The 25,068-nt window shown below is 39.5% G+C and carries 27 protein-coding genes and 1 tRNA gene; 21 read left to right on the plus strand and 7 right to left on the minus strand.

All coding sequences use genetic code 11. From position 1 onward, the window contains the following. The first annotated feature begins 3 nt into the window (after nucleotides 1-3). From rpsD to IPF86_03670, 7 genes are all read left to right on the plus strand, one after another. Complete coding sequence (gene rpsD, locus IPF86_03640) at nucleotides 4-606, plus strand: 30S ribosomal protein S4 (protein QQR50144.1); 603 nt, start codon at nucleotides 4-6, stop codon at nucleotides 604-606. 28 nt (nucleotides 607-634) lie between these two features. Continuing rightward, nucleotides 635-1,621, plus strand: coding sequence for a DNA-directed RNA polymerase subunit alpha (locus tag IPF86_03645; GenBank protein ID QQR50145.1), 987 nt, complete (start codon nucleotides 635-637; stop codon nucleotides 1,619-1,621). Between the two features lie 21 nt (nucleotides 1,622-1,642). Continuing rightward, nucleotides 1,643-1,996 carry a 50S ribosomal protein L17 gene (rplQ, locus tag IPF86_03650; GenBank protein QQR50146.1) on the plus strand — a complete coding sequence of 118 codons (354 nt, stop codon included), beginning with the start codon at nucleotides 1,643-1,645 and terminating at the stop codon, nucleotides 1,994-1,996. A 30-nt stretch (nucleotides 1,997-2,026) separates the two neighbouring features. Next, a complete protein-coding gene (locus IPF86_03655; protein ID QQR50147.1) occupies nucleotides 2,027-2,371 on the plus strand; it encodes an uL13 family ribosomal protein in 345 nt (114 codons plus the stop codon). A gap of 4 nt (nucleotides 2,372-2,375) precedes the next feature. Further along, nucleotides 2,376-2,783 (plus strand): 30S ribosomal protein S9, encoded by a 408-nt coding sequence (gene rpsI, locus IPF86_03660; GenBank protein QQR50148.1) that lies wholly within the window; start codon nucleotides 2,376-2,378, stop codon nucleotides 2,781-2,783. A gap of 217 nt (nucleotides 2,784-3,000) precedes the next feature. Further along, nucleotides 3,001-3,594: a nucleotide exchange factor GrpE gene (locus IPF86_03665; GenBank protein ID QQR50149.1), complete on the plus strand. Its 594-nt coding sequence runs from the start codon at nucleotides 3,001-3,003 to the stop codon at nucleotides 3,592-3,594. 260 nt (nucleotides 3,595-3,854) lie between these two features. Further along, nucleotides 3,855-4,616, plus strand: a complete 762-nt coding sequence (locus IPF86_03670) for a hypothetical protein (protein QQR50150.1) — start codon at nucleotides 3,855-3,857, stop codon at nucleotides 4,614-4,616. 2 nt (nucleotides 4,617-4,618) lie between these two features. On the opposite strand, the gene IPF86_03675 is transcribed toward IPF86_03670, so the two are convergent. Then, complete coding sequence (locus IPF86_03675; GenBank protein ID QQR50151.1) at nucleotides 4,619-5,173, minus strand: hypothetical protein; 555 nt, start codon at nucleotides 5,171-5,173, stop codon at nucleotides 4,619-4,621. Between the two features lie 159 nt (nucleotides 5,174-5,332). Between IPF86_03675 and IPF86_03680 the strand changes: the two genes are divergently transcribed. Next, the gene (locus tag IPF86_03680) at nucleotides 5,333-5,698 is read left to right on the plus strand and encodes a hypothetical protein (GenBank protein QQR50152.1); all 366 of its coding nucleotides are present in this window, start codon (nucleotides 5,333-5,335) and stop codon (nucleotides 5,696-5,698) included. A gap of 4 nt (nucleotides 5,699-5,702) precedes the next feature. Next, nucleotides 5,703-7,619: a molecular chaperone DnaK gene (dnaK, locus tag IPF86_03685; protein ID QQR50153.1), complete on the plus strand. Its 1,917-nt coding sequence runs from the start codon at nucleotides 5,703-5,705 to the stop codon at nucleotides 7,617-7,619. 52 nt (nucleotides 7,620-7,671) lie between these two features. Here dnaK and IPF86_03690 read toward each other — a convergent pair whose 3' ends face one another. Further along, complete coding sequence (locus IPF86_03690) at nucleotides 7,672-8,961, minus strand: FAD-dependent oxidoreductase (protein ID QQR50154.1); 1,290 nt, start codon at nucleotides 8,959-8,961, stop codon at nucleotides 7,672-7,674. A 99-nt stretch (nucleotides 8,962-9,060) separates the two neighbouring features. Here IPF86_03690 and lexA point away from each other — a divergent pair, with 99 nt between their 5' ends. The 5 genes from lexA (at nucleotide 9,061) to dnaJ (ending at nucleotide 12,784) form a co-directional block, all read left to right on the plus strand. Continuing rightward, the gene (lexA, locus tag IPF86_03695) at nucleotides 9,061-9,621 is read left to right on the plus strand and encodes a repressor LexA (protein ID QQR50155.1); all 561 of its coding nucleotides are present in this window, start codon (nucleotides 9,061-9,063) and stop codon (nucleotides 9,619-9,621) included. Nucleotides 9,622-9,643: 22 nt separating this feature from the next. Continuing rightward, the gene (locus tag IPF86_03700) at nucleotides 9,644-9,907 is read left to right on the plus strand and encodes a GIY-YIG nuclease family protein (protein QQR50156.1); all 264 of its coding nucleotides are present in this window, start codon (nucleotides 9,644-9,646) and stop codon (nucleotides 9,905-9,907) included. Further along, nucleotides 9,897-11,159, plus strand: coding sequence for a DNA polymerase IV (locus tag IPF86_03705; GenBank protein ID QQR50157.1), 1,263 nt, complete (start codon nucleotides 9,897-9,899; stop codon nucleotides 11,157-11,159). The genes IPF86_03700 and IPF86_03705 overlap by 11 nt, the downstream gene beginning before the upstream one ends. A 91-nt stretch (nucleotides 11,160-11,250) precedes the next feature. Beyond that, a complete protein-coding gene (locus IPF86_03710) occupies nucleotides 11,251-11,634 on the plus strand; it encodes a DoxX family protein (GenBank protein ID QQR50158.1) in 384 nt (127 codons plus the stop codon). Nucleotides 11,635-11,704: 70 nt separating this feature from the next. Beyond that, nucleotides 11,705-12,784, plus strand: a complete 1,080-nt coding sequence (gene dnaJ, locus IPF86_03715) for a molecular chaperone DnaJ (GenBank protein ID QQR50159.1) — start codon at nucleotides 11,705-11,707, stop codon at nucleotides 12,782-12,784. A gap of 93 nt (nucleotides 12,785-12,877) precedes the next feature. Here the strand turns inward: dnaJ and IPF86_03720 are convergent, their stop codons facing one another. From IPF86_03720 to IPF86_03730, 3 genes are read right to left on the minus strand one after another with little or no spacing between them, the layout of a single operon-like run. Continuing rightward, on the minus strand, nucleotides 12,878-14,284 hold the full coding sequence (locus IPF86_03720; protein ID QQR50160.1) for a cysteine--tRNA ligase: 1,407 nt from the start codon (nucleotides 14,282-14,284) through the stop codon (nucleotides 12,878-12,880). After that, entirely contained in the window at nucleotides 14,265-15,002 is a 738-nt protein-coding gene (locus IPF86_03725) for a hypothetical protein (GenBank protein QQR50161.1), read from the minus strand. Before IPF86_03725 ends, IPF86_03720 begins: the two co-directional genes overlap by 20 nt. A gap of 5 nt (nucleotides 15,003-15,007) precedes the next feature. Then, nucleotides 15,008-16,282, minus strand: a complete 1,275-nt coding sequence (locus tag IPF86_03730; protein ID QQR50162.1) for an Nramp family divalent metal transporter — start codon at nucleotides 16,280-16,282, stop codon at nucleotides 15,008-15,010. Between the two features lie 81 nt (nucleotides 16,283-16,363). Here IPF86_03730 and rplU point away from each other — a divergent pair, with 81 nt between their 5' ends. Then, on the plus strand, nucleotides 16,364-16,711 hold the full coding sequence (rplU, locus tag IPF86_03735) for a 50S ribosomal protein L21 (protein ID QQR50163.1): 348 nt from the start codon (nucleotides 16,364-16,366) through the stop codon (nucleotides 16,709-16,711). A gap of 23 nt (nucleotides 16,712-16,734) precedes the next feature. On the opposite strand, the gene recR is transcribed toward rplU, so the two are convergent. Together recR and dnaB are read right to left on the minus strand one after the other, a co-directional pair. After that, nucleotides 16,735-17,346, minus strand: a complete 612-nt coding sequence (recR, locus tag IPF86_03740; GenBank protein ID QQR50164.1) for a recombination protein RecR — start codon at nucleotides 17,344-17,346, stop codon at nucleotides 16,735-16,737. Between the two features lie 109 nt (nucleotides 17,347-17,455). Continuing rightward, complete coding sequence (dnaB, locus tag IPF86_03745) at nucleotides 17,456-18,856, minus strand: replicative DNA helicase (GenBank protein QQR50165.1); 1,401 nt, start codon at nucleotides 18,854-18,856, stop codon at nucleotides 17,456-17,458. A gap of 123 nt (nucleotides 18,857-18,979) precedes the next feature. Here dnaB and trpS point away from each other — a divergent pair, with 123 nt between their 5' ends. The 6 genes from trpS to IPF86_03775 all read left to right on the plus strand — a co-directional run bounded on the left by trpS (nucleotide 18,980) and on the right by IPF86_03775 (nucleotide 25,054). Further along, on the plus strand, nucleotides 18,980-20,044 hold the full coding sequence (trpS, locus tag IPF86_03750) for a tryptophan--tRNA ligase (GenBank protein QQR50166.1): 1,065 nt from the start codon (nucleotides 18,980-18,982) through the stop codon (nucleotides 20,042-20,044). 3 nt (nucleotides 20,045-20,047) lie between these two features. Further along, a complete protein-coding gene (locus tag IPF86_03755) occupies nucleotides 20,048-21,865 on the plus strand; it encodes an ABC transporter ATP-binding protein (protein QQR50167.1) in 1,818 nt (605 codons plus the stop codon). A gap of 259 nt (nucleotides 21,866-22,124) precedes the next feature. Next, complete coding sequence (gene aspS / locus IPF86_03760; GenBank protein ID QQR50168.1) at nucleotides 22,125-23,423, plus strand: aspartate--tRNA(Asn) ligase; 1,299 nt, start codon at nucleotides 22,125-22,127, stop codon at nucleotides 23,421-23,423. Nucleotides 23,424-23,560: 137 nt separating this feature from the next. Next, a complete protein-coding gene (locus IPF86_03765; protein QQR50169.1) occupies nucleotides 23,561-23,884 on the plus strand; it encodes a DNA-binding transcriptional regulator in 324 nt (107 codons plus the stop codon). Between the two features lie 172 nt (nucleotides 23,885-24,056). Further along, nucleotides 24,057-24,128: transfer RNA gene (locus tag IPF86_03770), tRNA-His, on the plus strand. Nucleotides 24,129-24,271: 143 nt separating this feature from the next. Further along, nucleotides 24,272-25,054, plus strand: a complete 783-nt coding sequence (locus IPF86_03775) for a hypothetical protein (GenBank protein ID QQR50170.1) — start codon at nucleotides 24,272-24,274, stop codon at nucleotides 25,052-25,054. Nucleotides 25,055-25,068 lie beyond the last annotated feature (14 nt).

A 25,068-nucleotide genomic window follows, 5' to 3' on the forward strand; every position in this document is an offset into this window, starting at 1 on the left:
TTTATGATAACAGGACCAAAATACAAAATTTGCAGACGATTAGGCTCACATGTGTTTGAAAAATGTCAAACGCAGAAATTTTCAGTTTCTGAAGGCAAGCGAGTTAGAAGTGACAAGCGACCAAAGCAGCTTTCTGATTTCGGTGCGCAACTCTTGGAGAAGCAGCGTATTCGATTTAGTTACGGTATAGCTGAAAAACAATTTAGAAACTATGTCGACAAAGCCATAGCAGTCAAAGGTGTACCAACAACAGAGAAAATATACGAGCTACTTGAAAGTCGTTTAGACAATGCTGTCTATCGTATGGGACTTGCACACACCAGATCACTTGCACGTCAGATCGTTTCTCATGGGCATATGGTAGTGAACGGCAAGCGTACCACAGTACCATCACAGCATATCAAGAAAGGCGACGTCATTACTATTCGTGAAGGCAGTCGCAGCAGTGTGCTTTTTGCTGAACTTGATAAGAAGCTTAAGAATTACACTTCGCCATCATGGATTTCATTTGACCCTACTTCGATGGAAGGCAAGGTAGTCGGCATACCAAAAGGCAGCGATCCAGTCCTTAACTTTTCCGCTGTGCTTCAATTTTATAGTCGTTAACTATTATTAATTAATTTTTTGATAACGTATGTCTGATCATAACATCATGTTACCGTCAAAGCCTCGAGTTGTTTCTGAGACTGACCTCAAAGGAGTATATGAGATTGATAATCTCTACCCTGGGTATGGCCACACGCTCGGCAATAGCCTCAGGCGCATCATCCTCTCCTCGCTCTCTGGAGCTGCTATTACTTCGATAAAAATCGAAGGTGTTTCGCATGAATTTTCTACAATCGAAGGTGTCAAAGAGGACGTCATTATGATTTTGCTTAATTTGAAAAAAGTTCGCTTCAAAATTTCAGGCGATGAATCTCAAGAGGTAACACTAGAAGTCAAAGGTCCAAAAGCTATTACCGCTTCCGATATCACATGTCCTGGGCAGGTTGAAGTACTCACACCTGAGCAGTATATTTGTGAAATCACAGGTAAAGTAAAGATCAGCATGACGCTACGTATTGAAAAAGGTCTTGGCTTTGTTCCAAAGGATGTACATCAAAAAGACAAAACTGAAATTGGTACAATCGCGCTCGACGCTATCTATAGTCCAATTCGTCGCGTTGGTTATGAAGTTGAAAACATGCGTGTAGGGGACAAGACTAACCACAATCGTCTTCGTATGGTAATCGAAACTGATGGTACAATATCGCCACGTGAGGCACTTCAGAAATCAATCGAAATCATGATCATACAGCTTAAGGCAATATTTGACTTCAAGTTTGAAGAGGAGACAGAACCAGTGGCAGTGAAAGCACGTAAAGCAGATGATGCTACTCCTGCTCTAGCTGAAACTGATGCTGACAACAAAGAGGATGTTGCTGAAGTTCTAAAAACTCGTATTGATACGCTCACGCTCTCATCTCGAACACTAAACGCTCTTACCGCTGCAAATATCCGAACGATTGGTGGCGTTGCCCGTAAGCGAAAAGATGATCTCTTGGAGATCGAGGGTATCGGTGAAAAGGGAATTCAAGAAATTAAGCGAATATTATCAAATTACGGCCTTACGCTTAAATAATTGTCAGTTTAATGTATTTGTATGCGACACCACAATAACGTCAGAAAATTTGGAAGAACAACAGGAGCAAGAAGTGCACTTATGAAGTCCCTCGCACTCTCGCTTATTACTCATGGTAGAATCACGACAACACTTGCTAAGGCCAAAGAGCTTCGCCCATACGTTGAGAAGATTGTTACCAAAGGTAAAACAGCCAATACTGGTAGCAAGCGCCTCGTTATTGCGAAGCTTGTCAATCGCAAAACAGAAGTCAAAAAGCTTTTTGACGAGATTGTGCCAAAGTATAAAACTAGAAATGGTGGGTATACTCGTATTCTGAAATTGCCGCCACGCCTAAGCGATAGCAGTAAGATGGCTATTATTGAATTTGTGTAATTTTAAATACTACGCTAGTATACAAACGCTATGAACCACACTATCGATGCCACAAACCAATCAGTCGGACGAGTTGCAAGCAAAGCAGCGGTATTTCTCCTTGGTAAAAATGAAGTAGGCTCAAAGAAGAATGAAGTAATTAATGTAATGGTAACGATAACGAACGCTTCTAAAGCAGCACTTACACCTAAGAAACTGCTCACGACCATGTATGCTAACTATACTGGTTTTCCTGGAGGTTTTTCTGAAAAAAGCATGGGCGAAATAATCAAACGCAAAGGCCATGCAGAAATTTTCAAGCAAGCAATATACGGTATGATTCCAGCAAACAAGCTCCGAAGTAAGATTATGAAGCATGTTATTATCACCGAATAAATCTATGGCAGAAAAAACAACAAAGAAATATACAGAAACTATTGGTCGCCGCAAGACAGCGAGTGCGCGTGTTCGACTGACACCAGGAAGTAAATTTTCAATGATAGTAAATGGTAAGGAGTATACAGAATATTTCCCAACCACAGAGCATAAAAGTATTGCAACAGCTGCACTTGATAAAACTGGTGTCGTAGCAAAATACGAAGTTACCGCAGTTATTACTGGTGGTGGTATTCATGGTCAGGCAGAAGCATTGCGCCACGGTATTGCCCGAGCACTTGTTATTCTCGAAGAAGATAAAAAAACAGATATCAAAAAATTAGGTTTCTTGAAGCGTGACCCACGAGCCAAGGAACGACGCAAATTCGGCCTTAAGAAAGCTCGCAAAGCACCACAGTGGTCTAAGCGTTAAAAGAAAAAGCCGCCTATGCGGCTTTTTCTACGCTTAGACGGGCGCAGTGTTGTTTTGTATTTCGAAACCACGAGCCGGGCTCGCAAGTACATTGTAAAATCAGAGTTAATACTATGATTTTACTTAGTAACTTGTGAGCTAAACGTTCAAATAATCTAAAAAATTCGCAAGGGAGTTTTTGTTTGAAAAACAATATCAAATAAGTATAATGACTCATATGCAAGACGACCAAGAAGAGAAAAAGGAAATACCAGAGACCGAAGAGGCTGTTGATGATGTTGTCGAATTTGTCTTTAATGACGATGGCGAAGAAGACGTCAAAGCAACGCTCAAGAAATTCCGTAAAGATTTAAAAGATTGTAAAAAAGAAAAAGAAGAATATTTAGCGCAACTGCAACGTGAGCGGGCAGATTTTATTAATTACAAGCGTGATGAAGAAACGCGAGTAAAAGATAAACTGGCCTATAGTCGCGAGCGACTTATTATGGATTTCCTACCCGTACTCGACTCGTACGATATGGCATTTGCCAACAAGGAAGCTTGGGAGAAAGTGGACAAGAATTGGCGCATGGGTGTCGAGTATATTCACCAGCAGCTTTTGAAAGTGCTTGCTGACTACCAAGTCTATCCGATCGATACTAAAATCGGTGATGCTTTTGATCCAAATATCCACCAGTCGATTGAAAATGTCACTACAGATGATAAAGAAAAGGATCATACGATCGCTCAAATAACCCAATCAGGCTATAAGCTCGCAGATCGAATTATCCGTCCTGCGAGAGTGAATGTGTTTGCGTATAATCCGAAATAGTGATAGAACATATGTATCTGTTTGGGTTCACCCGCCTTACTGAGCAGTGTGTTTCAGGAAACTGAAATAAGCTAAGGGTTGTGTGCTATCTTTGACTCTGATTTAGCACATGGGTAGCTAAGAGGATCCGGCTTCGTGAAGCCGGATTTTTATTTTGACAAACATATTAAAACTAGATTCATTTCATGATACAGTAAATAAAATACTGGATATGCCGATGCCAGTAAGTACTAAGTAGGCTCATTGAAAAATCAAATACCATGAAAACGATTTTCTCATTTTGTTTTTTCTTTTTGCTATGTGTACCAACTTTTACACAAGCTCAGATTGTCGGTATTGATTCAATGTATAGAGTAACGAATGACTCTTTGCAGGTCGCTGGTTCGTCGGATACTATCGAGCAGTTCCTCGTTGAGTATCGTCTAGTCCCCAAGGTTGATACAGCAAGTAGTGAATTACAACTCTCTCCAATATTTCTTTTTAATAATCAGGGAGTAATCCCATTTGAGCACCAGGCATGGCTCCATATTGCGCTCGCATGTGATGAGTGCACAGAATTTATGACTCTTAGGCTCAATGAGTCTGGTGTATCGGGCAATGATCTCATATATAGCACAGACCAGACGATTGTGTTCCAGACAGGCTATGGTGCACTTGCGTATCGCTATTGGATAACAGGAGCCTTTCCATGTGATCTTATGTATCTCACAGAAGGAGATGTGCGGTTACAACTTGTCGAAACATCACAACAAAGTTCGATACTCTCTGATACTAGTCATTATTTCTATAGTTGTTCAATGGATGCTATAGCAACTGTTAATCAATCAGGAGCTTTATATGAATTAGTAGGAAATCATTTGTATCTTGTCCCAGGAGCAAAATGTCATCTTTATGATGTCTTAGGTAGATGCATAGCAAGATATGAAAATATTGAACAGATTAGATTACCAGTTGGGCAGTTTGTAGTAGCTCAAATAGCAAAAGAACAAAAGAGGGAAGTTAGAAGAATTTTCCTTTTCTAATTTTATTTTAATGAATACAGCCTGTGTAATTCCTTTTCAGTTACGGAATCAAGGGATTCAGTTAAGATAATCATCATCTCGGTCGAAAGGCCGAGATCTTTTTTTATGTTCGTAAACAGATGTTCGAAAGGGTACGGTGAAATCCAAGCAGAATTTTTGAGCATAACAAAGCCTGCTTTCTTGAGGAGGTAGCGGAGTGCTTCACGTTCGCTTTTGCGGCTCTCAGGGAGATCAAGCAGGATAATTCGCCACTTGTTATCCCAGGTAGGATTAACGAGAGAACTTTTAGCTTCTAATTTGTAGCTATTTGCTTTAACCCTACCAGATTTGGTAAGTCTAGCATAGTCATTTTGACCAGATGATATATGATCGACAAAGCCTGCTTCTTGGAGACCTTTTAAAGAGCGTGTAATGGCGTAACGGCCCGCCTTTGATGCAATGGCGGGTAAAGCTTTCTTTGTGTCGTCTATGACCCATTTTGAGAGCTCTGGAAGAGAAATAGCCGGTTTTTCGCTCAATATCCTCAATATTTTCTTGGAGAAGTCTTGTTTTGCCATAAAATTAAAGAGCCAAGCGACTATAATTTTTGAGCACCCCGGTCTGCGGGGTTGAATCACTTGACATACCCATATCCTATCAAGTATATTTACATTGTACAAGTATTTCGCGACCACGAAATACTTGCATATTTACTTTTTACAAGTAATATTAAAGTCATGATCGAAAAATTATTGGGAAAAAGTCACGAGGATTGGAAGAATCATCTGTTAAAGATGTTTAAAGATTTTCACGATAATTTTTCTGATGAAATACCTGAACAAATTGTTCACGGTGATAATCCAAAAAATTATAAATATAAAGTTCGGGGTAATTGGTTAGCTGGAGTAAGAACTGCTTTGCAGAATGCAGCCCTTCTAAAAATGTTTCCGGAAGATTTCAATACCGAATGGAAAAGTTTTTATAAGGCCTGGGATCAGAAAATGAAAGAAAGTAATAGCACTGCACGAACAACGAAAGAAGAAATTGATATAGTAAATAATTTTTTAATAAAAGCACAAGAAATTATAAGTAATTTAAAATAATCATATGTCAAAAATAATTGGAATCGATTTGGGTACTACAAATAGCGCTGTTGCCATCATTGAGGGAGGACAGCCGAAGATTATAGAAAACATCGAAGGTGTCCGTACGACACCATCGATTATTGCTCAGGCAAAAAACGGCGAGCGTATGGTAGGACTTTTGGCAAAGCGTCAGTCAGTTACCAATCCTGAAAATACCATCTATGGCATCAAACGATTTATGGGTCATAACTTCGACGATGCTGAAATCCAAAAAGATGCCAAGACTATTCCGTATAAAATCCAAAAAGGTTCTACGGGTGGTGTTGAAGTAAAACTCGGAGACAAATGGATGCGTCCAGAAGAAATCTCTGCCATGGTTTTGGGCAAGATCAAAGCTGATGTCGAAGCCAAGCTTGGCGAGAAAATAACCGAGGCGGTGATCACGGTTCCGGCATATTTCAACGATGCACAAAGAAAAGCTACCAAAGACGCTGGTGCGATCGCGGGACTTGATGTCAAACGTATCATCAATGAGCCGACTGCCGCAGCGCTCGCGTACGGATTTAATACAAAGAAAAATGAGAAGATTGTCGTCTACGACTTCGGCGGAGGAACATTTGATGTCTCTGTGCTTGAAGTAGGGGACGATGTTATCGAAGTAAAGTCTACTGACGGTGACTCACACATGGGTGGCGAAGATATTGACCAGAAGATTATTCGCTGGATTGCTGACGAATACAAGAAAGAATCTGGCATCGATGTGACTAAAGATGTCTTGGCACTGCAGCGTCTCAAGGAAGCTGCTGAGAAAACCAAGCATGAGCTTTCGACAACAATGGAGTCTGAAATTAATATTCCATTTATCACTTCTGATGCATCAGGGCCAAAGCATTTGCTCTTGAAGATGTCTCGTACAGCACTTGAGAACCTCGCACGTGAATATATTGATCGATCGATCGACATAACCAAGCGCGCTCTCGAAGCATCACCATTTAAAATGAATGAAATCAACGAAATCATATTAGTTGGTGGACAGACGAGAATGCCAGCCATCGTTGAGGCAGTCAAGAATCTCTTTGGCAAAGAGCCAAACCGCACCATCAATCCTGATGAAGTTGTGGCACTCGGTGCGGCAGTCCAAGGTGGCGTGCTCAAAGGTGACGTACGCGATGTACTTCTACTCGACGTCATTCCACTATCGCTTGGTATCGAAACACTTGGAGGTGTCGCAACCAAGCTCGTCGAGCGCAATACAACGATCCCATCATCGAAGTCTCAGGTATTTTCTACCGCTGCTGATAACCAAACTTCAGTCGAGATTCACATTACTCAAGGCGAACGACAAATGGCATCTGATAACAAGTCTCTCGGACGATTTATTCTCGATGGCATTCCACCAGCGCAGCGCGGCATGCCACAAGTCGAAGTCACCTTTGATGTGGATGCCAACGGAATACTCAACGTAAAGGCCAAGGACAAGACCAGTGGCAAGGAACAATCAATTCGTATCGAAGCAAGCTCAGGGCTATCCAAAGAAGACATTGAAAAAATGCAAAAGGATGCTGAACTCCATGCTGATGAAGATAAGAAAAAGAAAGAAGGCGTCGAGATCAAGAACACTGCTGAAATGATGATCTACACAGCTGAGAAATCTATCAAAGATGCAGAAGGTAAAGTAAGTGATGATATTAAAAATGCTGTGCAGGCTAAAGTTGATGCACTCAAGGCAGTCAAAGATGGCAGTGATATGGATGCAGTCAAAAAAGCTAATGAAGAATTATCTGCTGAGCTTTCAAAGATCGGCGAGGCCATGATGAAAGCAAATCAAGACGCAGCTAGTCAGCAAACACCACCTGCTGACAATCCTGCTGAAGGACCAGTCCGTGATGCCGAAACCAAAGAGGGGGATACTCCAGAAGAAAATCCTCCAAAGAATTAACTAACCAAAAAACATCCCGATTCGGGATGTTTTTTGTTATGTAGCAAGAACGTTATATTCCTTTTAAAATCTTCTCTGCAACCTCGTTTCCGCTTCCTAATGCTCCTTCGACTGTTGCGGTTTCCTCTCCGGTATATAATGCCTCACCCGCAAAGAAAACTTTGTTATCTAATGGTTCTACAAGTTTCTCATATGCATCTCCTGTGTCCATAGCGGTGTAGCTATACGCACCGAGCGCATAAGGATCTTTAGGCCAATTAACTACTTTCCAAGTTTCTATTTGATTTTTCAAAAAATCATTATCGATGTTGAACATATTACTTAGAGCCAGTAAGCCAAGATCGAGTAATTGATTTTCTAATAGCTCTTTATTCTTGTCTGCATTTGGACCAGCCATCCAGCCAACCATAATATTTTTTTCTACCGGATATTGTGTCCACCATGCAGTGAAATCATCATTGCAAAGTGCAAAGGATAATTTGGAAAGATCATGATTTGTAACATGCTTCCACCACTGACTTTTGAATTTAATAAGAAGTTTAATTGCGGGTCCGAAACCAATCTTTGCAGTAAGAGCTAATTTTTCTGAAATATCCGGAATGAATTCAATATTTTTAAGTATTGGTAATGGTACGGTCACAATAACCTGGTCTGCTTCAAAGGATTTGTTGTCAGTTTTTACCCTGACTTTATTAGAAGTAAAATCTATCGCTGTCACACAAGCATTAAGTATGATTTCAACGCCATTTTGCTTGCACTCTTTCTCGAGGAAGTTAAGAAGTTTACCATAACCTTCTCGTATCCAACCATCGGCATGATAGAGTTTACCGAGTACATCTCTACGCAAATAATCAACAGATACTCTCCTGGGATCCGCAGCTTCATAGCCTTCAACCATCTTAAGAATCGAATTTCGCAGGTTTGCGTACTCTTCTGTATCGAAATACGTCTCAAGAAACTCTGCGATTGAGATATCATTTTGTACTCTCTCAAGAGTGTCTTTGAGGATTGGGTTGCTTTGGATAAATAAGGTACGAAGAGATAACGGGCCACTTCGTGCATCCCATACTTCACCATCATGTGCTTCGGGTATAAATGTAAGTCCTGCTTCATCGATGAGAGCTTTGGTGACAGGAGCTATACCATGAACGAATTCTGCTCCGCCTTGCGCAGGGTAACCAAATGCTTCCTCTTCAAGAGGGAAGATTCTTCCACCGATTCGATCTCGTGCTTCGAGAATAGTTATTTTCTTTCCTGCCTTAGCAAGTTCCCGCGCTGCCATTAAGCCCGCTGCACCAGCCCCGATAATTAAGGCCTCTGTTTGATTTGTTGTAGTATCCATATAGTAGACTCACTTTAGCATTTTTAGTTTCTAATAGAAATTGTGTTCTGTTATCTTATCCACATTGACGGTAAACGATCGTTCACCTATACTTAAGTAATGCAACCAGAAGAAAAAATCCAAGATTTCTATAGAAATAAAAAGCGCATGCCATCATATGCTGAGATAGCCAATCTTTTCGGTTTCCAATCCAAGAATGCTGCCTACAAACTCGTCCGAAATCTCATCGATAAGCGAATACTCGCCAAAGACAAACAGGGCAAGCTCATACCTCTTGCATTAGAGTCATCTATACGACTCTTGGGACTCATTGAGGCAGGATTTCCGACACCAGCTGAGGAAACACTTATCGATACGATCTCGCTCGATGAATTCCTGATCGAAAACAGGGAAGCGACATTTATGTTACGAGTCAAAGGTGACTCTATGTATGATGCCGGTATCCGAGAAGGTGATATGGTTTTGGTCGAACGGACAACAACAGCCAAGACTGGCGCGATCGTGATTGCCGAAGTCGATGGTGCGTGGACGATGAAGTATTTGCGCAAACAGGGAATGTACTTCTACCTCGAGCCGGCCAATAAAAAGTACAAGCCGATTTTCCCAAAAGAATCACTGAAGATCGCAGCGGTGGTGAAAGCGATAATTAGGAAGTATTAACCCGCCTATAATTTTTCTAAATATGCATTATGTTTATATTTTACAAAGCAAGAAAGATCGAGATTTATACACTGGCTGCACTAAAGATTTAAAGGAAAGGATGAATCTACATAATGCTGGCAAAGTACCATCAACAAAATTACGTAGACCATTTATGCTTATTCATTACGAAGCTTTTATAAATAAAACTGATACATTTGCCAGAGAACAGTGGTTAAAAACTGGTTGGGGTAGAAACCATTTACGAAAAGTTTTATTCAATTATTTAAAAAATTATGGCGGGTAAATCACTCATCCTTCACCTTGATGGCGATGCATTCTTTGTTGCCTGTGAGATGGCGCAATTTCCAGCACTTCGTGGTAAACCAGTCGTCGTTGGTGAAGAGCGAGGTATAGCTGTTGCCTTAAACTATGAAGCCAAGGCGCTCGGTATTACGAGAGGTATGCCAATATACAAAATCAAGCGATTCTTCAAAGAGGTCTACATTTTGCCATCACACTTTGAACTCTACGAAGCCTACAATCAAAAAATGTTAGCAGTCTTACGCAGGTTTGCCGCTCAAGTCGAAGAGTACAGTATTGATGAATGTTTTTGTCTTCTTTCAGATGCACAGGCAAATCTTCATGGCGGCTGGATTCCCTATGTGACTACGATCAAACAGGTTTTGCAGGAAGAGCTCGGTATTACGTTCTCGTTTGGTTTAGGAAATACCAAAGTCTTGGCTAAGGTTGCATCAAAGTATCACAAGCCTGATGGATTGACCTACATTGCACAAGGTGAGGAAGAGCAGTATCTGACTAATGTCCCAATCGGCAACGTATGGGGTATTGGTTATCGCACAGCACCAAAACTTTTAGAGCGGGGGATTAAGACAGCTCTGGATTTTGCGAAACTTTCACAAGCATATATAGAAGAGCATTTCTCCTTACCGTTCCAAGAGCTTTGGCATGAGCTCAATGGCGTGAGAATATATGACGTGCATGGTGGTTTAGATGAATTACCCAAATCACTTCAAGCAACCAGAACATTTACTCCTGCATCATCTGATCCTATCCGTATCCATGCTGAATTATCTAAAAATATCGAAACCGCTTGTACGCGTATGCGACGATTTCATTTGGCAACGAGTCGGGTATCAGTCTTTGTTAAAACGAGTGAATTTAAGTATCGCAGTATGGAAATTGGATTCGTTAGTTCTACCGTTGATCCGTCGGCTATACTTTTGGAAGTGGATAAAATATTTGCAAGCTTGTTAAGGAAAAATGAGCAGTATAGAGCAACAGGTATTACACTCTCATCACTGGTGCCGGAGCGGGGAATGCAGCAAGACCTCTTTGGCGGACATGAAATAATGAAAGAAAAATCACTCTTATTGCATTCGATAGATGAGATCAGCAAACGATATAGCACTAATGTTATCTTTCTGGCATCGAGTCTCTCAGTTATCAAGGCCAATAAAGAAAAAAGTACTATTCGGCGTCTGACTGATCCATTTGTTTTTGGATTACCATTTCCGTACTTAGGAGAAGTGCTGTAACGATGTGTGGTATACTCAAGAAAATGGTAACTCGTTAGTACTGATCGTGTGTTAGTACCAATAAAAGCAATTATTAATTTACATTAAGAGTATGATGATATTTATTGTAGGAAGAATACTATTAGGAGGTTATTTTATCTATAGCGGCATCAATCATTTTTTAGAGCACAAAGGCATGGTTGGCTATAGCAAATCAAAAGGTGTACCGATGGCAGAGATCGCAGTACCAGCAACAGGCATCATGCTTGTTTTTGGAGGACTAGCGATAGTATTGGGTACCTTCGTTTCGATTGGTATGTGGATATTAATTATATTTCTAGTAATTACTAGCTTTGCTATGCATCAATTTTGGAAAATAAAAGATCCTATGGCTCAAATGCCCGAGCGCATAAATTTCCTAAAAAATATGGCACTTGTTGGTGCGCTCCTTATGCTATTAGCACTCCCATTGCCGTGGGTGTATGCAATACTTTAAGCTTTATAAAATACAGAAAAATCCCAGCTGTTAGCTGGGATTTTTCTGTATTTTATGGTATAGTATGACTATGGCAAAGAAAGATTACTATGACATATTAGGTGTTACCAAATCAGCCTCAAAAGATGAAATTAAAAAGGCTTTTCATAAATTAGCGCATAAATTTCATCCTGATAAAAGCGGTGGTGACGACTCAAAATTTAAAGAAGTTAACGAAGCTTACCAAACGCTTTCTGATGAGAGTAAACGTGCCCAGTATGACCAATTTGGCCAAGCGTATGAAGGGCAAGGTAGTGGCTTCGGTGGGCAATCCGGCGGATACGGTTTTTCTGGTTTCCAAAATGCTCAGGGTTTTGACATGGGAGATCTCAATGATATTTTCTCAGAATTTTTTGGTGGTGGTATGGGTGGCGGTAGAAATCAAGTTAGACGAGGCAGAGATATTTCTACAGAAATCACTATTTCATTTAAAGAAAGCATTTTCGGTATAGAAAGGAAAGTGCTTATTACTAAAGTAAGTACTTGCAGTACATGTTCAGGTAGTGGAGCAAAACCAGGCAGCAGCATGGATGCCTGTAAACACTGCAATGGTAAAGGCAGTATTCATGAAGCACGACGGTCAATATTTGGCACGGTAAGCGCGTCTCGAGCATGTGATACGTGTGGCGGTAGTGGTAAAGTGCCAAAGGAAAAATGTGTGACCTGTAAAGGTGTTGGAGTGCTCCGAAAAGAAGAGGAGATCTCAATCAAAATACCAGCAGGCATACAAAATGGTGAGATGATCAGGCTTACAGGGATGGGAGAGGCTATACCGCATGGCACATCTGGTGATTTATATATTAAAATCAATATACTTGCACACCAACTGTTCAAGCGAGATGGTCATAACTTGCATATGGACTTATCAGTCAAATTAACTGATGCACTTTTGGGTAAAGATGAACACCTAGAAACATTGGACGGTGCATTGACTGTAAAAATCCCTGCAGGTATTGCTCCAGGAGAAATTCTTCGTGTCAAAGAGAAAGGCGTTCCAACTTTGCGTGGACGTCGCGGAGACTTGCTTATAAAAATAAATATTAAATTCCCTACAAAATTATCTAAGAAAGCTCTTGAAGCTGTGGAGACACTAAAAAATGAAGGGAACTAAATAGCTAGCAATATACCTCGATCAAATCCGCCTCATCAAATGTAATTCCTCTAATAAAAAATCCGACCAATTTGGTCGGATTTTTTATTTTGTTTAAATCTTTTTTATTTGTTGTCCAGTATCTGTATCTACTATTTCGTAACCTTGCGATGCAATCTCTTGTCGTAGTGTATCAGCTAAGCTCCAATTTTTTTCCAAACGTGCTTGAGCCCGCTTGCTTGCAAGCATTGTTATTGCTTCGGGGATTATTTCTTCTGATATATCTGCAAGATTAAAGCCAAGTACAGTGTCAAAAGCAAGTAGTGTCGCACGCTTGTCGGCATTTGGCATCTCCGTATCCTTAAGCATTTCCCATACAACTGCCAAAGCTTGTGGCATGTGTAAATCGTTATTAATTGCCGTTTGGAATTTGGTCATGTATGACTCATTTAGCATGCCGCTATCTGTACCAAGTGAGCGGAAATGCTCAAATAACTTTGCATAGCTTCTTGAGGCACCTTCGAGTGCTTCCCAGGTAAAGTTTTGTGGTGATCTATAGTGCGCGGTTAAATAAAAATATCTGAGTGCAAGAGGTGAAAATCCGTGGGATTCAATATCATGTAATGAGTATGCATTGCCTAAGCTTTTGCCCATTTTCCCACCATCAACTTGTAAAAATGCTCCATGCATCCAATATGCAACAAAAGGCACAAGGCCGGTTGCTCCTTGTGATTGGGCAATTTCATTTGGATGATGCGTACTTTTCAAATCTTCGCCGCCTACGTGTATGGCAAACTGAGCACCTAAATATTTCATACTCATTGCAGAACATTCTATGTGCCAACCTGGGAAGCCGACACCCCATGGACTTGGCCATTCCATGTGGCGTTTTTCTCCTCCTTCTTTTGCTGTTGAAAATTTCCAAAGTGCAAAGTCTCTAGGATTCTTTTTCTCGTGATTAATTAGAACACGCACGCCTTCTTTTATCATTTGTAAATTTGAAAGTTCACCATAGGTAAACCCAGCATTCTCATACGATAATGTGTCAAAATATATACCATCGCTTATTTGATATGCAAAACCGCGGGCAATTAATTGCTCGACGAGAGAAATCTGTTCTGTAATATGATCAGTTGCTTTGGCAAAAAGCTTTGGCTGTGTCAAATTAAGTTTCTTGTATCCTTGTAGAAAGTCGTCAGTATAAAATGCTGCAATTTCCCAGGCAGTTTTACCTTCACGACGACTTGCTTTTTCGAGTCGATCTTCACCAGTATCTGCATCGCCTAGGTTATCACCTGTTAAATGCCCGACGTCAGTTATGTTCATAACATATGTTGGTTTATAACCATTTAGTCTAAGTGCACGTATGAGCAAGTCACCGAGTGTATAGGTTCGCCAATTTCCAATCGTCACGTAGTCGTAGACGGTTGGTCCGCACGTATATACGCCGACAGTGTCTGGAAGGTGAGGCTTGAAAACCTCTTCGTTTTTACTCAGTGAGTTATAGATACGTAAGTCCATAATACCTGATTAGGATAGCAAAAATAATGATAAAAGCCAGCAGGAGAATACTAAGCTTAAATGTATGACGCAGGCGTTTATTCTCTTTGGCTTGCTCTTTTGCATATGCTTTGTGCCATTCTATATACTTGAATTTGATTTCTTTAATGGCAAAAAGGTGAGATTGAGTTTGTAATATAAGCTGATTGAGCTTGATTGGGTGCGGTAGTAGCACATGTTCCGTGCTCTCTATTGTTTTAAGTAGTAATGTGTAAAGCTCTTTCAATTGAATTTCTGCAATCTGTATTTGTTCTTCAAATTGGCCTAAGACTTTAAAATCTCGTTGTTGTATTTTTGTACCAATAGTATCTATCTTGGCCTGTAAAAATAGGAGTAGCAATTTTGCTGGCAGAAGGGTATCAGTATGACTATTTTCAAGTGGCGAATCAATTGAAAATATATTCCGAAATGGATGCTCAATAGATAGTGGGTGCATATGATAGGTATACAGACCATTTTTTGTTAGGAGTACATTTATAGGCTGGATTGTTTCAAGTCCAGCATATTCATGCATTTGCAAAAACAAAAAATCTGGATGTGAAATAAACGGTTCGTCTTGCTGTGTTACAAAAAAAGTTTCTGGTAGCAAATGCTCTTCCTCGCATGCTATAAGTTCTGCTGCCACAGGGGACTCAATATCAATCCAAAAAACATTTTTAAAGGTATGTTTTGCGATCATAGCAATTAGAAAATAAAGATAAGCGTTGCAATAGCAGATATGGTCATAAGGAATGCAATAATCCAACTGAGCGTGAGAATAAATGGGTGGCTTTTCCAGTTGCCCATTATATTTTTATCACTTGCGATTCGAATAATACAAAATAGGACTACGGGGGCAACCAGACCATTTAATATGGCCGCATACAACAGCATTTTAATAGGGCTTATATTGAGCAACAATAATAATAATCCAATAACAATACTTAAGGTAATTATGGCGTAGAAGGCCTGTGCCTCATTCCACTTTTTTGATAAGCCCTCATTCCAGTTGAATGTTTCTGAAAATGCGTAGGAGGTAGAGCCTGCAAGTATTGGCAACGCCAAAAGTCCAGTACCGACAATACCTAAAGTAAACAATAAGTACGCAAATGGACCAGCAAATGGCTCAAGTGCCATTGCAGCATCAGTTGCAGTGTTTATGTTCGTTATACCATGTGTATGCAAGGTGGCCGCACATACGACGATAATAAAAAACATGACTATATTTGATATTGCCATGCCAACAAATGTATCGACATGCATGTTTCTTATGGATGTTTTGATTGTATCTATTGTACTGTGCGAAGTTATCTCTAATTTCTCCTCTACTTCCTGTGATGTTTGCCAAAAAAACAAATACGGTGAAATAGTTGTCCCCAAAAGGGCCGTTAGAAGTAAAATATTATCCTTTGTAAATGCGATGTGGGGAACAACTAAAGAATGCAGTATTTCTTTCCATGGGAGATCAAGTGAGAACGCAACTATAATATAAAAGAAAAGTACAAAAGTGAGCCATTTGAGGTATTTAGTATATTTTTTGTAGGGAATAAAAATTTGTAAATTTAAAGAAAGTAATGCAAAAAAAATAATAAAAATTGCAGGTGGCACACTCGGTAGTAATAGTGATGAAGCACTTGCCATAGCGCCCAAGTCTGCTCCAATATTAAAAGTGTTGGTTATGAACAGCAAACTTATACAGATATACACAAGAGGCTTTGGAATAACGCGGCGCATGTTGGTGGCTAACCCTTTGCCAGTAACAATACCAATTCTTGCGCACATCGTCTGTATAATTATCATGAATGGTAAGGTAAAGAAGGATACCCATAAAAATTGATAGCCACCTTGCGCGCCTGCTTGGGAATAGGTTGCAATACCTGATGGATCATCATCGGCGGCGCCAGTCACGATGCCTGGGCCCAAAGCTTTGTAGTATGTAGTGATACTTGAGCTTTTTTTATTATGTTTAGATTGTTCCATTAGATGAAGTATATCTTACCAATAACTCTAAAACAATGACTTTATTGACTTATTTGGAGGTTTGAAGTACTATGGCTACACATGGCAAAGAAAGCAACAACTAAAAAAGACGGTGAATTTGCAGTTATTGCAACCGGCGGTAAACAGTATAAAGTCACTCCAGGTGACGTTATTAAAATTGAGCGTTTGCAAGGTAATCACAAATCAGGCGATATTATTTCATTCGATAAAGTTCTCCTCGTTGACAATGGCACTGATACAACAATCGGTATGCCATATATTAAAGAAGCAAGCGTCGAAGCAGAATACATCAAAGAAGGACACTATCCAACTGTTGCTGTCGTCAAATATAAGCAGAAAAGTCGTAATATCAAGCGCAATGGCCATCGCCAACTGTACGCTGAAATAAAAATTACAGCTATCAAATAAAAATCCCGAATGTTCGGGATTTTTTAATGTCTATTTTTAAATGCATTAGCCATAGTTTCCGTATCAGCATATTCCAGTTCGCTGCCTGTTGATAGTCCTCGTCCCAATGAAGATAAACTAACTGTGTCAGTGGTAATATATGGCGCTAATCGTACACGCAAATAGTGATCAGTATGTTCACCTTGAGGTGTGAGCGACAGTGCAAGAACGATTTCCTTGAGTCCGGTTTTTATATATTCTTTGATTTTTTCTTCAAGCTCGCGAATGCGGATATATTGTTCAACATTTGTTTCAATAGCTGGCACTAATCCTCCAAGTACAAAAATTCTGCCATGATAAATGTTAGTACGCCTGATGTTCTCATAATCGCTATCTTTTGAAACTATGAGAAGTGTCGTTGTATCTATAGTAGGTTTGCTACACATAGCACAAAGTTCTGCATCATTATTTTCAAAATGCACAAAACAGGCTTTGCATGTATTGGTTGCTTGTTGTAATTCTCTGATCGCTTTTGCCAAGTCGTTCACATAGGTCGATGGTTGTGATAAAAGGAAATATACAAATCGTTTGGATTGGCGCATTCCTATGCCAGGAAATTTTGCAAAAAGTTCAGATAATGTATCAATATGATTCATCCCGTACGAAATTAAAAACTAATAAAATTATTCCTGTTTTTCTTTTGTCCCATAATAACAAAAATCCTCCTAAACTTTATCTTTTTATAATTTCGTATGGGATTCATAATTAAAATATATCATTAGATGAATCAGAACTTCTTTGTGTCTGCTGTGAAAAAGATCCCATATTGCCTTTTTCAATAGGTAAGAATGTTGAAAGCTTTTCTTCAAAATATAGTTCAACCTTCCCAGTAGGTCCATTTCTGTGTTTTTCAATTAAAATCTCTGCAATATTAGTCCTCTCAGATTCATCTTTGTACTTATCTTCACGGTGGATAAACATAACAACATCGGCATCCTGCTCGATAGAACCAGAATCTCGTAAATCAGAAAGTCTTGGTTTGCCACCGCGAGCTTCGATCGCACGAGATAACTGAGAGAGGGCAAGGACTGGTACATCGAGATCTCGGGCGAGACTCTTGAGAGAGCGTGAAATCTCTGTTACTTGATTAACCATAGAATCATAATTCTTAGAGGTCGTCATGAGCTGCAAGTAGTCGATAATAATAAGTCCAAGTCCATGTTCACTTTTGAGTCTTCTCGCTGTTGCGCGCATATGCATGATTGAGTTGCCAGCCTGATCGTCGATATAGATAGGCGCCTTTGATAACTTGTCGAGAGCATCGCGAAGCCTTGAAAATTCATTATCGGTACTAAGTTTGCCAGTACGAAGATTCCAAGCATTCACTTTTGATTCAGCTGCAAGCATACGGTCAACAAGCTGTTGTGCGCTCATTTCAAGTGAGAAAATACCAACTGGAATATTATGAGTTGTTGCAGCCATGCGAGCAATATCAAGCGCTAGTGTTGTTTTACCGATTGATGGACGAGCAGCCAAAATAATAAGATCTGACTTTTGGAGTCCAGCAAGCATACTATCCAAATCTGCAAAACCAGTCGGTATGCCGCGAAGTTCACCGCTTGTCCCATGGAGTTTCTCTATTCGCTCCCATGCACCACTTAAGGTCTGCTTGATACTAATAAACTTCTTGCCTTTTGATGAGCCAGTAATACTGAAGAGTCTTTTTTCAGCACGATCGAGTATTTCTTCGACAGGCTCTGTCGATTCTTCAAATCCAGTCGCTGACACATCATCGCCAGCACTAATAAGTTCTCGAAGAATATATTTTTTCTCAACAATATCTGCGTAGTGCTTTAAGTTCGAAGCAGAAGGTACTTTGTCTATAAGTTCCGTAAGATAACTGTTACCGCCAACTCGCTCAAGTAGATTTTTTTCAGTTAAGATTGTTGAAAGTGTTAGAAGGTCAATAGGTTGGCTTTTAAGTGATAACTCGAGCATAGCATCAAAAATCAATCGGTGTCGCTCACTATAAAATGAGTCCGTAGAAATCGCATCAGTGACATCGAGTAACCCACCTGGGCGAATAAGGATTGATCCAAGTACCGCTTGTTCTGAGTCTAGGCTTTGCGGTGGCAATCTCAAGGATGGTTTTTTAGGTGATGACATGTCGCCAATTCTAACATACTGAAATATCTACAGTGAGTGCTCCTATGGAGCCTAATTGTGTGTAAGTTGTGGATACATACACAACGATTCCAAAAAAACTTATTATTTGTTATGCTTCATACTATGAAAAACAATGCTGTCATCACTCTTACAGGGGATCGCCCTACAGGTCGGTTGCATTTGGGTCACTACGTAGGTTCGCTTACAGAACGGATCAAACTTCAAGCTACTGCAGAACAAGCATTCTATATGATTGCTGATGTGCAGGCACTGACAGATAATGCTGATAATCCAGACAAGGTACGAAATAATGTGCTTGAAGTTGCGCTCGATAACCTCGCTGTAGGTGTTGATCCAACCAAGACAACTATGTATATACAATCATTAGTTCCAGAAATAGCTGAACTGACTATTTTTTTCTTAAATCTAGTTACTGTAAATCGATTACTTCAGAACCCTACAGTTAAGACAGAAATTTTACAAAAGGGATGGGGACTGTCTGAAATTAAAGAAACAAATGGAATTTTAGAAAAAACTGAAAATATTAACAAACCTGGTGTGCCAGCTGGTTTCTTGACGTATCCTATCTCCCAAGCTGCCGATATTCTTATTATGAAAAGTAACATTATCCCAGTCGGTGAAGATCAAAAACCGATAATTGAACTAACAAACGAAATTATTGATACCTTCAATCGTTATTACGGCGAAGTTTTTTCTAAAGTTAAGATTCAACTTAGTGAGACCCCAAGACTTGTCGGCACAGATGGCAATGCCAAAATGTCAAAGTCACTTGGTAATTGTATTTACCTAGCAGATAGTAATGAAATAATTGAGGAGAAAGTCATGGCTATGTACACTGATCCAAATCATATACGAGTCGAAGATCCAGGGAATATTGAAGGGAATGTTGTATTTACGTATCTAGATATTTTTGATCCAAATAAACCAGAAGTCCTAGAACTCAAGGCCCAGTATCAAAAAGGCGGTCTCGGTGATGTTGTTCTCAAAAAACGGCTAGTAGGAATTCTGCAAGAATTGATTACGCCTATCCGTGAGAAGCGGGAACGCCTTGCACAAGATCCACGAATGATTATGGATATATTGAAAGATGGTACTGCTACAGCACGTAAAACCGCCCAAGCTACCCTCGCCGAAGTTCGTCAAGCGATGAAGATTGACTATTTTTAATATATGGATAAACCAAAAGCATTATTCTCACGCTCGCTTTTATTTTTTAAGCCATTTTGGAAGTACATAGCAATAGTATTTTTTATGATGGTTATTGGGCAGGCTGCTGCTACTTTTTCACCATTTTTATTCGGGAAAAGCGTGGACGCTGTAACTCATAATAACATCACTCTTGCCTTCAAATATATTGGTGGCGCATTTTTGTTGGCAATTTTTCAATCAAATGTCTTAGTATGGATTAGAGAACGAATCGAAATTGCTTTTCTTGATGATCATGTCGATAAAGCATTCTCACTTAATTCAATGGGAAAAATGTTTGCTTTTTCAATTGGACAGCATGTTAATGAACACTCCGGTGTAAAACAAAGTATTGTGAATAAAGGCCAAAATGCATTAACGCAACTTATGTACAATGCGTTGTATAATATTGTCCCGAATATTTTGCAAGTGCTTGTAACACTGGTAATACTATTCTTTTTTGACTGGCGAATCGCAGCGGTTGCTTCAATTTTTCTTTTTACTTACATCTATATTTCCTATAAACGAAATCAAGGGTTTTTACCCAGCATTCAAGAAATTAGAAAGAAAAATCAGGCTCAATCAAAATTGCAATCTGAATTATACAGAAACGCAACATTAGTCATCGCTGAAGCTCAAGAAAATGAAACGTTGTCATTCTTTAAGAAAGCGGCGGATACAATTACAGATTACTCAACAAAGACATGGTTCCATTACTTGACAGTCTTTTATAGTCATAAAACATTAATTCTTTTCGGTCAGTACATATCGCTTGGTTTTGGTGTTTATTTGATAATCATCGGAGAACATTCAGCGGGTATGTTTGTTACGTTTTATGCATGGACGAACTCAATATTCTCTAACTTAATTATGATCATGAATTCTCAAAGGCAAATACTGATGCAGGTAGCAGATATTAAGAAGTTTTTTGATTTATTAAATATTACTCCAGATATAGATCAAAATGTAAATGGAAAAATTATTGAACAGTTCTCAGGTGAAATTAAATTCACTAATGTAAGCTTCGCATATCCTTATAGAATGAATCAAGAAGAAGCTGACAAGGCAGAAGATTTAAATGAGGTAGCAGATGAGGAAAAGGATGAGGATCATGCAATTACAAATGTTAGTTTTACTATACCTCCGGGCGCTAAGGTTGGCTTTGTAGGTCAATCAGGGTCTGGTAAATCAACAATAGTAAATCTACTACGACGTTACTATGACCCAACAATTGGAGAGATATTCGTTGACAATATAAACCTTAAAGAGCTAAACCTACACTGGTTTCGTTCTCAAGTTGGTAATGTTGAACAAAAAATTGAACTCTTTGACCGAAGTATAAAAGACAATATTTTATTTGGAATGTCAGATAATAAAAAAGTAAGCAATGAAGAACTCTTGCAGGTAGTTCACGATGCATCGTTAGATGACTTTGTAGTAAAACTTAAGGGTCATGGCCTTGATACCCTCATTGGAGAAGCAGGAATTAAAGTTTCTGGGGGAGAAAGGCAGAGAATCGGTATAGCGAGAGCTTTAATCAAGAATCCTAAAATTCTTATTTTTGATGAAGCCACTAGTGCACTTGATTCTGTAAATGAGAAACTAATTCATGAGGCAATCAATCGAAGCGCTGAAGGAAGAACGACAATCATAATCGCACACAGGCTTTCAACAGTAATGGATGCCGATATTATTTTCGTGGTAGCAGAAGGAAAAATTGTAGCACAAGGTACACATGAGGAATTGCAAAAAAATTCCCTAGACTACCAAAAACTTCTTAAAAATCAAATTGTTGCTATATAAATACTTGCGGTTTTTTATTTGCTTGGTACACTAAGCATATCTAATGATCCGTTGACAGCGGGGAAGATGGAGTCAAATCTCTCGGGAAAGCCCGTTATAGCTAGGCTAAAAGCCGAAATGAGTTTCACCTGCCAACATTTTCAAAATTTGCGGCAGGCATGAAGTAGGGTGGCACCGCGATCAAAAATCGCCCCTGCGAATTTACTAGTAATGTAAGTTCGAAGAGGCGATTTTTGTTTCCTCTTTGAATCAAAATAATATGATTCAAGCAAAACATGTCAGTGACCTAAAAAGTGAAGTTGGAAATGAAGTTATTATCCAAGGTTTCGTGCAAACACTGCGCGTACAGAGTAAAATTATTTTCCTCATTCTTCGAGATGTGACCGGTATCGTACAAAACATTATTGAAGCAAGTGTCCCAGATGTATTTGAGACTGCAAAGACACTTTCTCATGAATCTGTGGTACGAATCACTGGTGTTGTCAAAGAAGCGGCACAAGCGCCTGGAGGATTCGAGCTTGGTGTAAATAGTATTGAGGTGCTTTCTGTTGCAAATCCAGAACTACCAATACCTATTGTCGTGAAGGGAAGTGATGAAGAATCAGAAGCGCCAACGAGATTTGATTATCGCTGGATTGATCTTCGTAAGCCTGAAAAAACAAAGATATTTAAAGTTTGGACAACACTTGAGAAAGGTTTCAGAAAATACTGGGACGAGAACAATTATATGCAAGTGTATTCACCGTCATTCATGTCGACACCGTCTGAGACAGGCGCAGAAGTATTCGAAGTAAAATATTTTGATCGCAAAGCATACCTTGCCCAGTCGCCACAATTCTACAAACAAATGGCAATTGCTTCTGGTTTCGAGCGAGTGTTTATTGCAGGGCCTGTGTTTCGAGCAGAGGAATCATTTACCTCAAGACATCTCACCGAATTTACCGGTTGGGACTTTGAACTGGGATTTATCGACTCACATCATGACGTCATGGATCAAGAAGAAGGCATGCTTGTTGCAGGATTTGAAGCAGTATCTCAAGCATTCCCGGAGCTCGGTGTTATTGTGCCAAAACGACCATTCCCACGAATTACGATGCTAGAAGCTAAAAAAATACTATCTGGGTTAGGCGTTTCAAGTGCCGAAGACTATGATCTATCACCAGAAGAAGAACGAGTAATGAGTGACTATGTGAAAAAGGAATTTGATCATGAATTTGTCTTTATCCATGAATATCACAAAAGCAAGAGTGCGTTTTATCATATGAGACTCGAAGAGAGTAGTGACTATTCGAGACGCGCAGACTTACTTTTCCGTGGCATAGAAGTTACAACACTTGCACAGCGTGAGCATCGAATTGAAATCCTAGAGCAACAGGCAAAAGATAAAGGCATGAGCCTCGAAGCACTTAAAGATTACTTGAATTTCTTCCGTTATGGTGTACCACCACACGGCGGTGCTGGCATAGGCCCAGGACGACTTATTATGAAGCTCTTGGATCTTCCAAATGTGCGAGAAGCAACGTACATCCCACGTGATGTAAAGCGATTGAATCCGTAAACTAGCCATAATGGTTGAATTAATTCAATCCCGTAATTTTGCAAAATTACGGGATTGAATTTGATATAACATGTCACAATAAATGGTTGTGGATAACTTTACTTGACTAAAGAACTTTAGTTTGCTAAAGTGGCGCTATGGAATTCAATTGGAATATAAAACCAAATACGCAACTACTTGAAGCCATCGTTTCGCTTGAAAACACTGACGAAGCCAAGCGTTTTCTGCGCGACCTTATGACTGAAGGCGAAATAGAAGAATTCGGCAAAAGACTCGAAGCTGCACGTCTGCTTTCAAATAATGTTCAATACAACACAATCATAAAACAAACAGGGCTTTCTTCAACGACAATTGCTCGTATCGCTAAATGGCTTCGAGGCTCACTCGGGGGATACAATCTCATACTTACTCGTATTGCTCATCATCATAATTCTATCCAACCAAGGAGAGGATTGTCTTAATGCGTGTCGTATGAAGCTAACCCCCTCCTTGTTTGGAGGGGGTTGTTTTTATTCACAGTAAAATTTTTACTATGAGATTTCCAAGCATTACTTGTTCTTTCGGTGGATCACTAGGCGGTGCCGGTGTACACCTTAACCAAAGCGAGGAGACAAGTATTCTCCTCGTTATATGGTCTCCGTAGCTCAATAGAAGAGCGCTTCTTTGTGGAAGAAGTGGCTGAGGGTGCAAGTCCCTTCGGAGACCCACGCAAAATTTGCGTATATATGAGTTACAAAAATAATAAAAAGAAAAAGAATTTTCTTAATCAACTGAACCGTCAAGTTGTGCTGATTAGGATTGCGCTTTTAAAAAAGTACTCATTGTTCATTCAAAAAAATAAACTAACTATGCAACAACGACAAACAACAAATACTATGCAGTGGCTCCGTGATCAGTGTAAAATGGTTCGAAGTAATAATATGCGTATTAGTGATTGGGTAGATACTTATATTGATTCCTGTATTGAAAACGGGAAACCAATCGAATTATTAACGCAGTATTGCCTATCTAAGGACCTAGAAAAACGGTACCAGTTGCAAGGTAATCAATTTATACCTTTGCAAGCAGAAATAAAACTTTTTACTAAAGAAATACCCCGAATTATGGATATATTTGCAAGTAATAATATATCGGTGAATTGGTTTGTTACATTTAATGATTCGTTTATTGAAAAAGGTAGAGTTGACGTAAGTATAGCTAATGCATATATCGTTATGATTAGTAACATTCAAGAAAATAAGAATATTATATTTCTCAATTGGGAAAAAGATATTCTCTGCGATCGCCCAAGACCAAGCGAAGTTGTACTAGGAGATTTTTTCAGCTATGTAACACGCGATGCATACAACATCGCAATGAATGATCTTGTAAGTCGAACTGAAAAATTTTCTGACTTTGACGAAATTAAATCCGGTTTTGCAGAAGGGTTGCAGTTTAAAATTGCATGCGAAGCAGAAGAGGGTAGATTCTTAATCGAAGAAAAAGTAGGTATGTTCGATGATCCAGGTAAATTCATTTTGGTGCCATTAGAACTCCCTGAAAGATATGTATTCTTCAATACTCTTGTACCTGATTTTCAAAAAAGAATCGTACCAATATTGAAGCCATATCCATGGCGAATAAATTCATAACAATGTAAAAACAG

This window comes from Candidatus Nomurabacteria bacterium (assembly GCA_016699085.1).
In the GTDB taxonomy this organism is placed as follows: domain Bacteria; phylum Patescibacteriota; class Minisyncoccia; order Phycocordibacterales; family UBA9973; genus CAZLWF01.

Excerpts from the sequence above, each read along its gene's own strand:
- lexA (QQR50155.1), top strand. The coding sequence starts at position 9,061 with ATGCAACCAGAAGAAAAAATCCAAGATTTCTATAGAAATAAAAAGCGC.
- IPF86_03755 (QQR50167.1), top strand. The coding sequence starts at position 20,048 with ATGGATAAACCAAAAGCATTATTCTCACGCTCGCTTTTATTTTTTAAG.
- trpS (QQR50166.1), top strand. The coding sequence starts at position 18,980 with ATGAAAAACAATGCTGTCATCACTCTTACAGGGGATCGCCCTACAGGT.
- IPF86_03675 (QQR50151.1), bottom strand. The coding sequence starts at position 5,173 with ATGGCAAAACAAGACTTCTCCAAGAAAATATTGAGGATATTGAGCGAA.
- rplU (QQR50163.1), top strand. The coding sequence starts at position 16,364 with ATGGCAAAGAAAGCAACAACTAAAAAAGACGGTGAATTTGCAGTTATT.
- rpsI (QQR50148.1), top strand. The coding sequence starts at position 2,376 with ATGGCAGAAAAAACAACAAAGAAATATACAGAAACTATTGGTCGCCGC.
- IPF86_03775 (QQR50170.1), top strand. The coding sequence starts at position 24,272 with ATGCAACAACGACAAACAACAAATACTATGCAGTGGCTCCGTGATCAG.
- IPF86_03705 (QQR50157.1), top strand. The coding sequence starts at position 9,897 with ATGGCGGGTAAATCACTCATCCTTCACCTTGATGGCGATGCATTCTTT.
- IPF86_03725 (QQR50161.1), bottom strand. The coding sequence starts at position 15,002 with ATGATCGCAAAACATACCTTTAAAAATGTTTTTTGGATTGATATTGAG.
- rplQ (QQR50146.1), top strand. The coding sequence starts at position 1,643 with ATGCGACACCACAATAACGTCAGAAAATTTGGAAGAACAACAGGAGCA.
- rpsD (QQR50144.1), top strand. The coding sequence starts at position 4 with ATGATAACAGGACCAAAATACAAAATTTGCAGACGATTAGGCTCACAT.
- IPF86_03645 (QQR50145.1), top strand. The coding sequence starts at position 635 with ATGTCTGATCATAACATCATGTTACCGTCAAAGCCTCGAGTTGTTTCT.
- IPF86_03680 (QQR50152.1), top strand. The coding sequence starts at position 5,333 with ATGATCGAAAAATTATTGGGAAAAAGTCACGAGGATTGGAAGAATCAT.
- IPF86_03665 (QQR50149.1), top strand. The coding sequence starts at position 3,001 with ATGCAAGACGACCAAGAAGAGAAAAAGGAAATACCAGAGACCGAAGAG.
- IPF86_03720 (QQR50160.1), bottom strand. The coding sequence starts at position 14,284 with ATGGACTTACGTATCTATAACTCACTGAGTAAAAACGAAGAGGTTTTC.
- IPF86_03710 (QQR50158.1), top strand. The coding sequence starts at position 11,251 with ATGATGATATTTATTGTAGGAAGAATACTATTAGGAGGTTATTTTATC.
- IPF86_03690 (QQR50154.1), bottom strand. The coding sequence starts at position 8,961 with ATGGATACTACAACAAATCAAACAGAGGCCTTAATTATCGGGGCTGGT.
- dnaB (QQR50165.1), bottom strand. The coding sequence starts at position 18,856 with ATGTCATCACCTAAAAAACCATCCTTGAGATTGCCACCGCAAAGCCTA.
- aspS (QQR50168.1), top strand. The coding sequence starts at position 22,125 with ATGATTCAAGCAAAACATGTCAGTGACCTAAAAAGTGAAGTTGGAAAT.
- recR (QQR50164.1), bottom strand. The coding sequence starts at position 17,346 with ATGAATCATATTGATACATTATCTGAACTTTTTGCAAAATTTCCTGGC.
- IPF86_03655 (QQR50147.1), top strand. The coding sequence starts at position 2,027 with ATGAACCACACTATCGATGCCACAAACCAATCAGTCGGACGAGTTGCA.
- IPF86_03670 (QQR50150.1), top strand. The coding sequence starts at position 3,855 with ATGAAAACGATTTTCTCATTTTGTTTTTTCTTTTTGCTATGTGTACCA.
- dnaK (QQR50153.1), top strand. The coding sequence starts at position 5,703 with ATGTCAAAAATAATTGGAATCGATTTGGGTACTACAAATAGCGCTGTT.
- IPF86_03730 (QQR50162.1), bottom strand. The coding sequence starts at position 16,282 with ATGGAACAATCTAAACATAATAAAAAAAGCTCAAGTATCACTACATAC.
- dnaJ (QQR50159.1), top strand. The coding sequence starts at position 11,705 with ATGGCAAAGAAAGATTACTATGACATATTAGGTGTTACCAAATCAGCC.
- IPF86_03765 (QQR50169.1), top strand. The coding sequence starts at position 23,561 with ATGGAATTCAATTGGAATATAAAACCAAATACGCAACTACTTGAAGCC.
- IPF86_03700 (QQR50156.1), top strand. The coding sequence starts at position 9,644 with ATGCATTATGTTTATATTTTACAAAGCAAGAAAGATCGAGATTTATAC.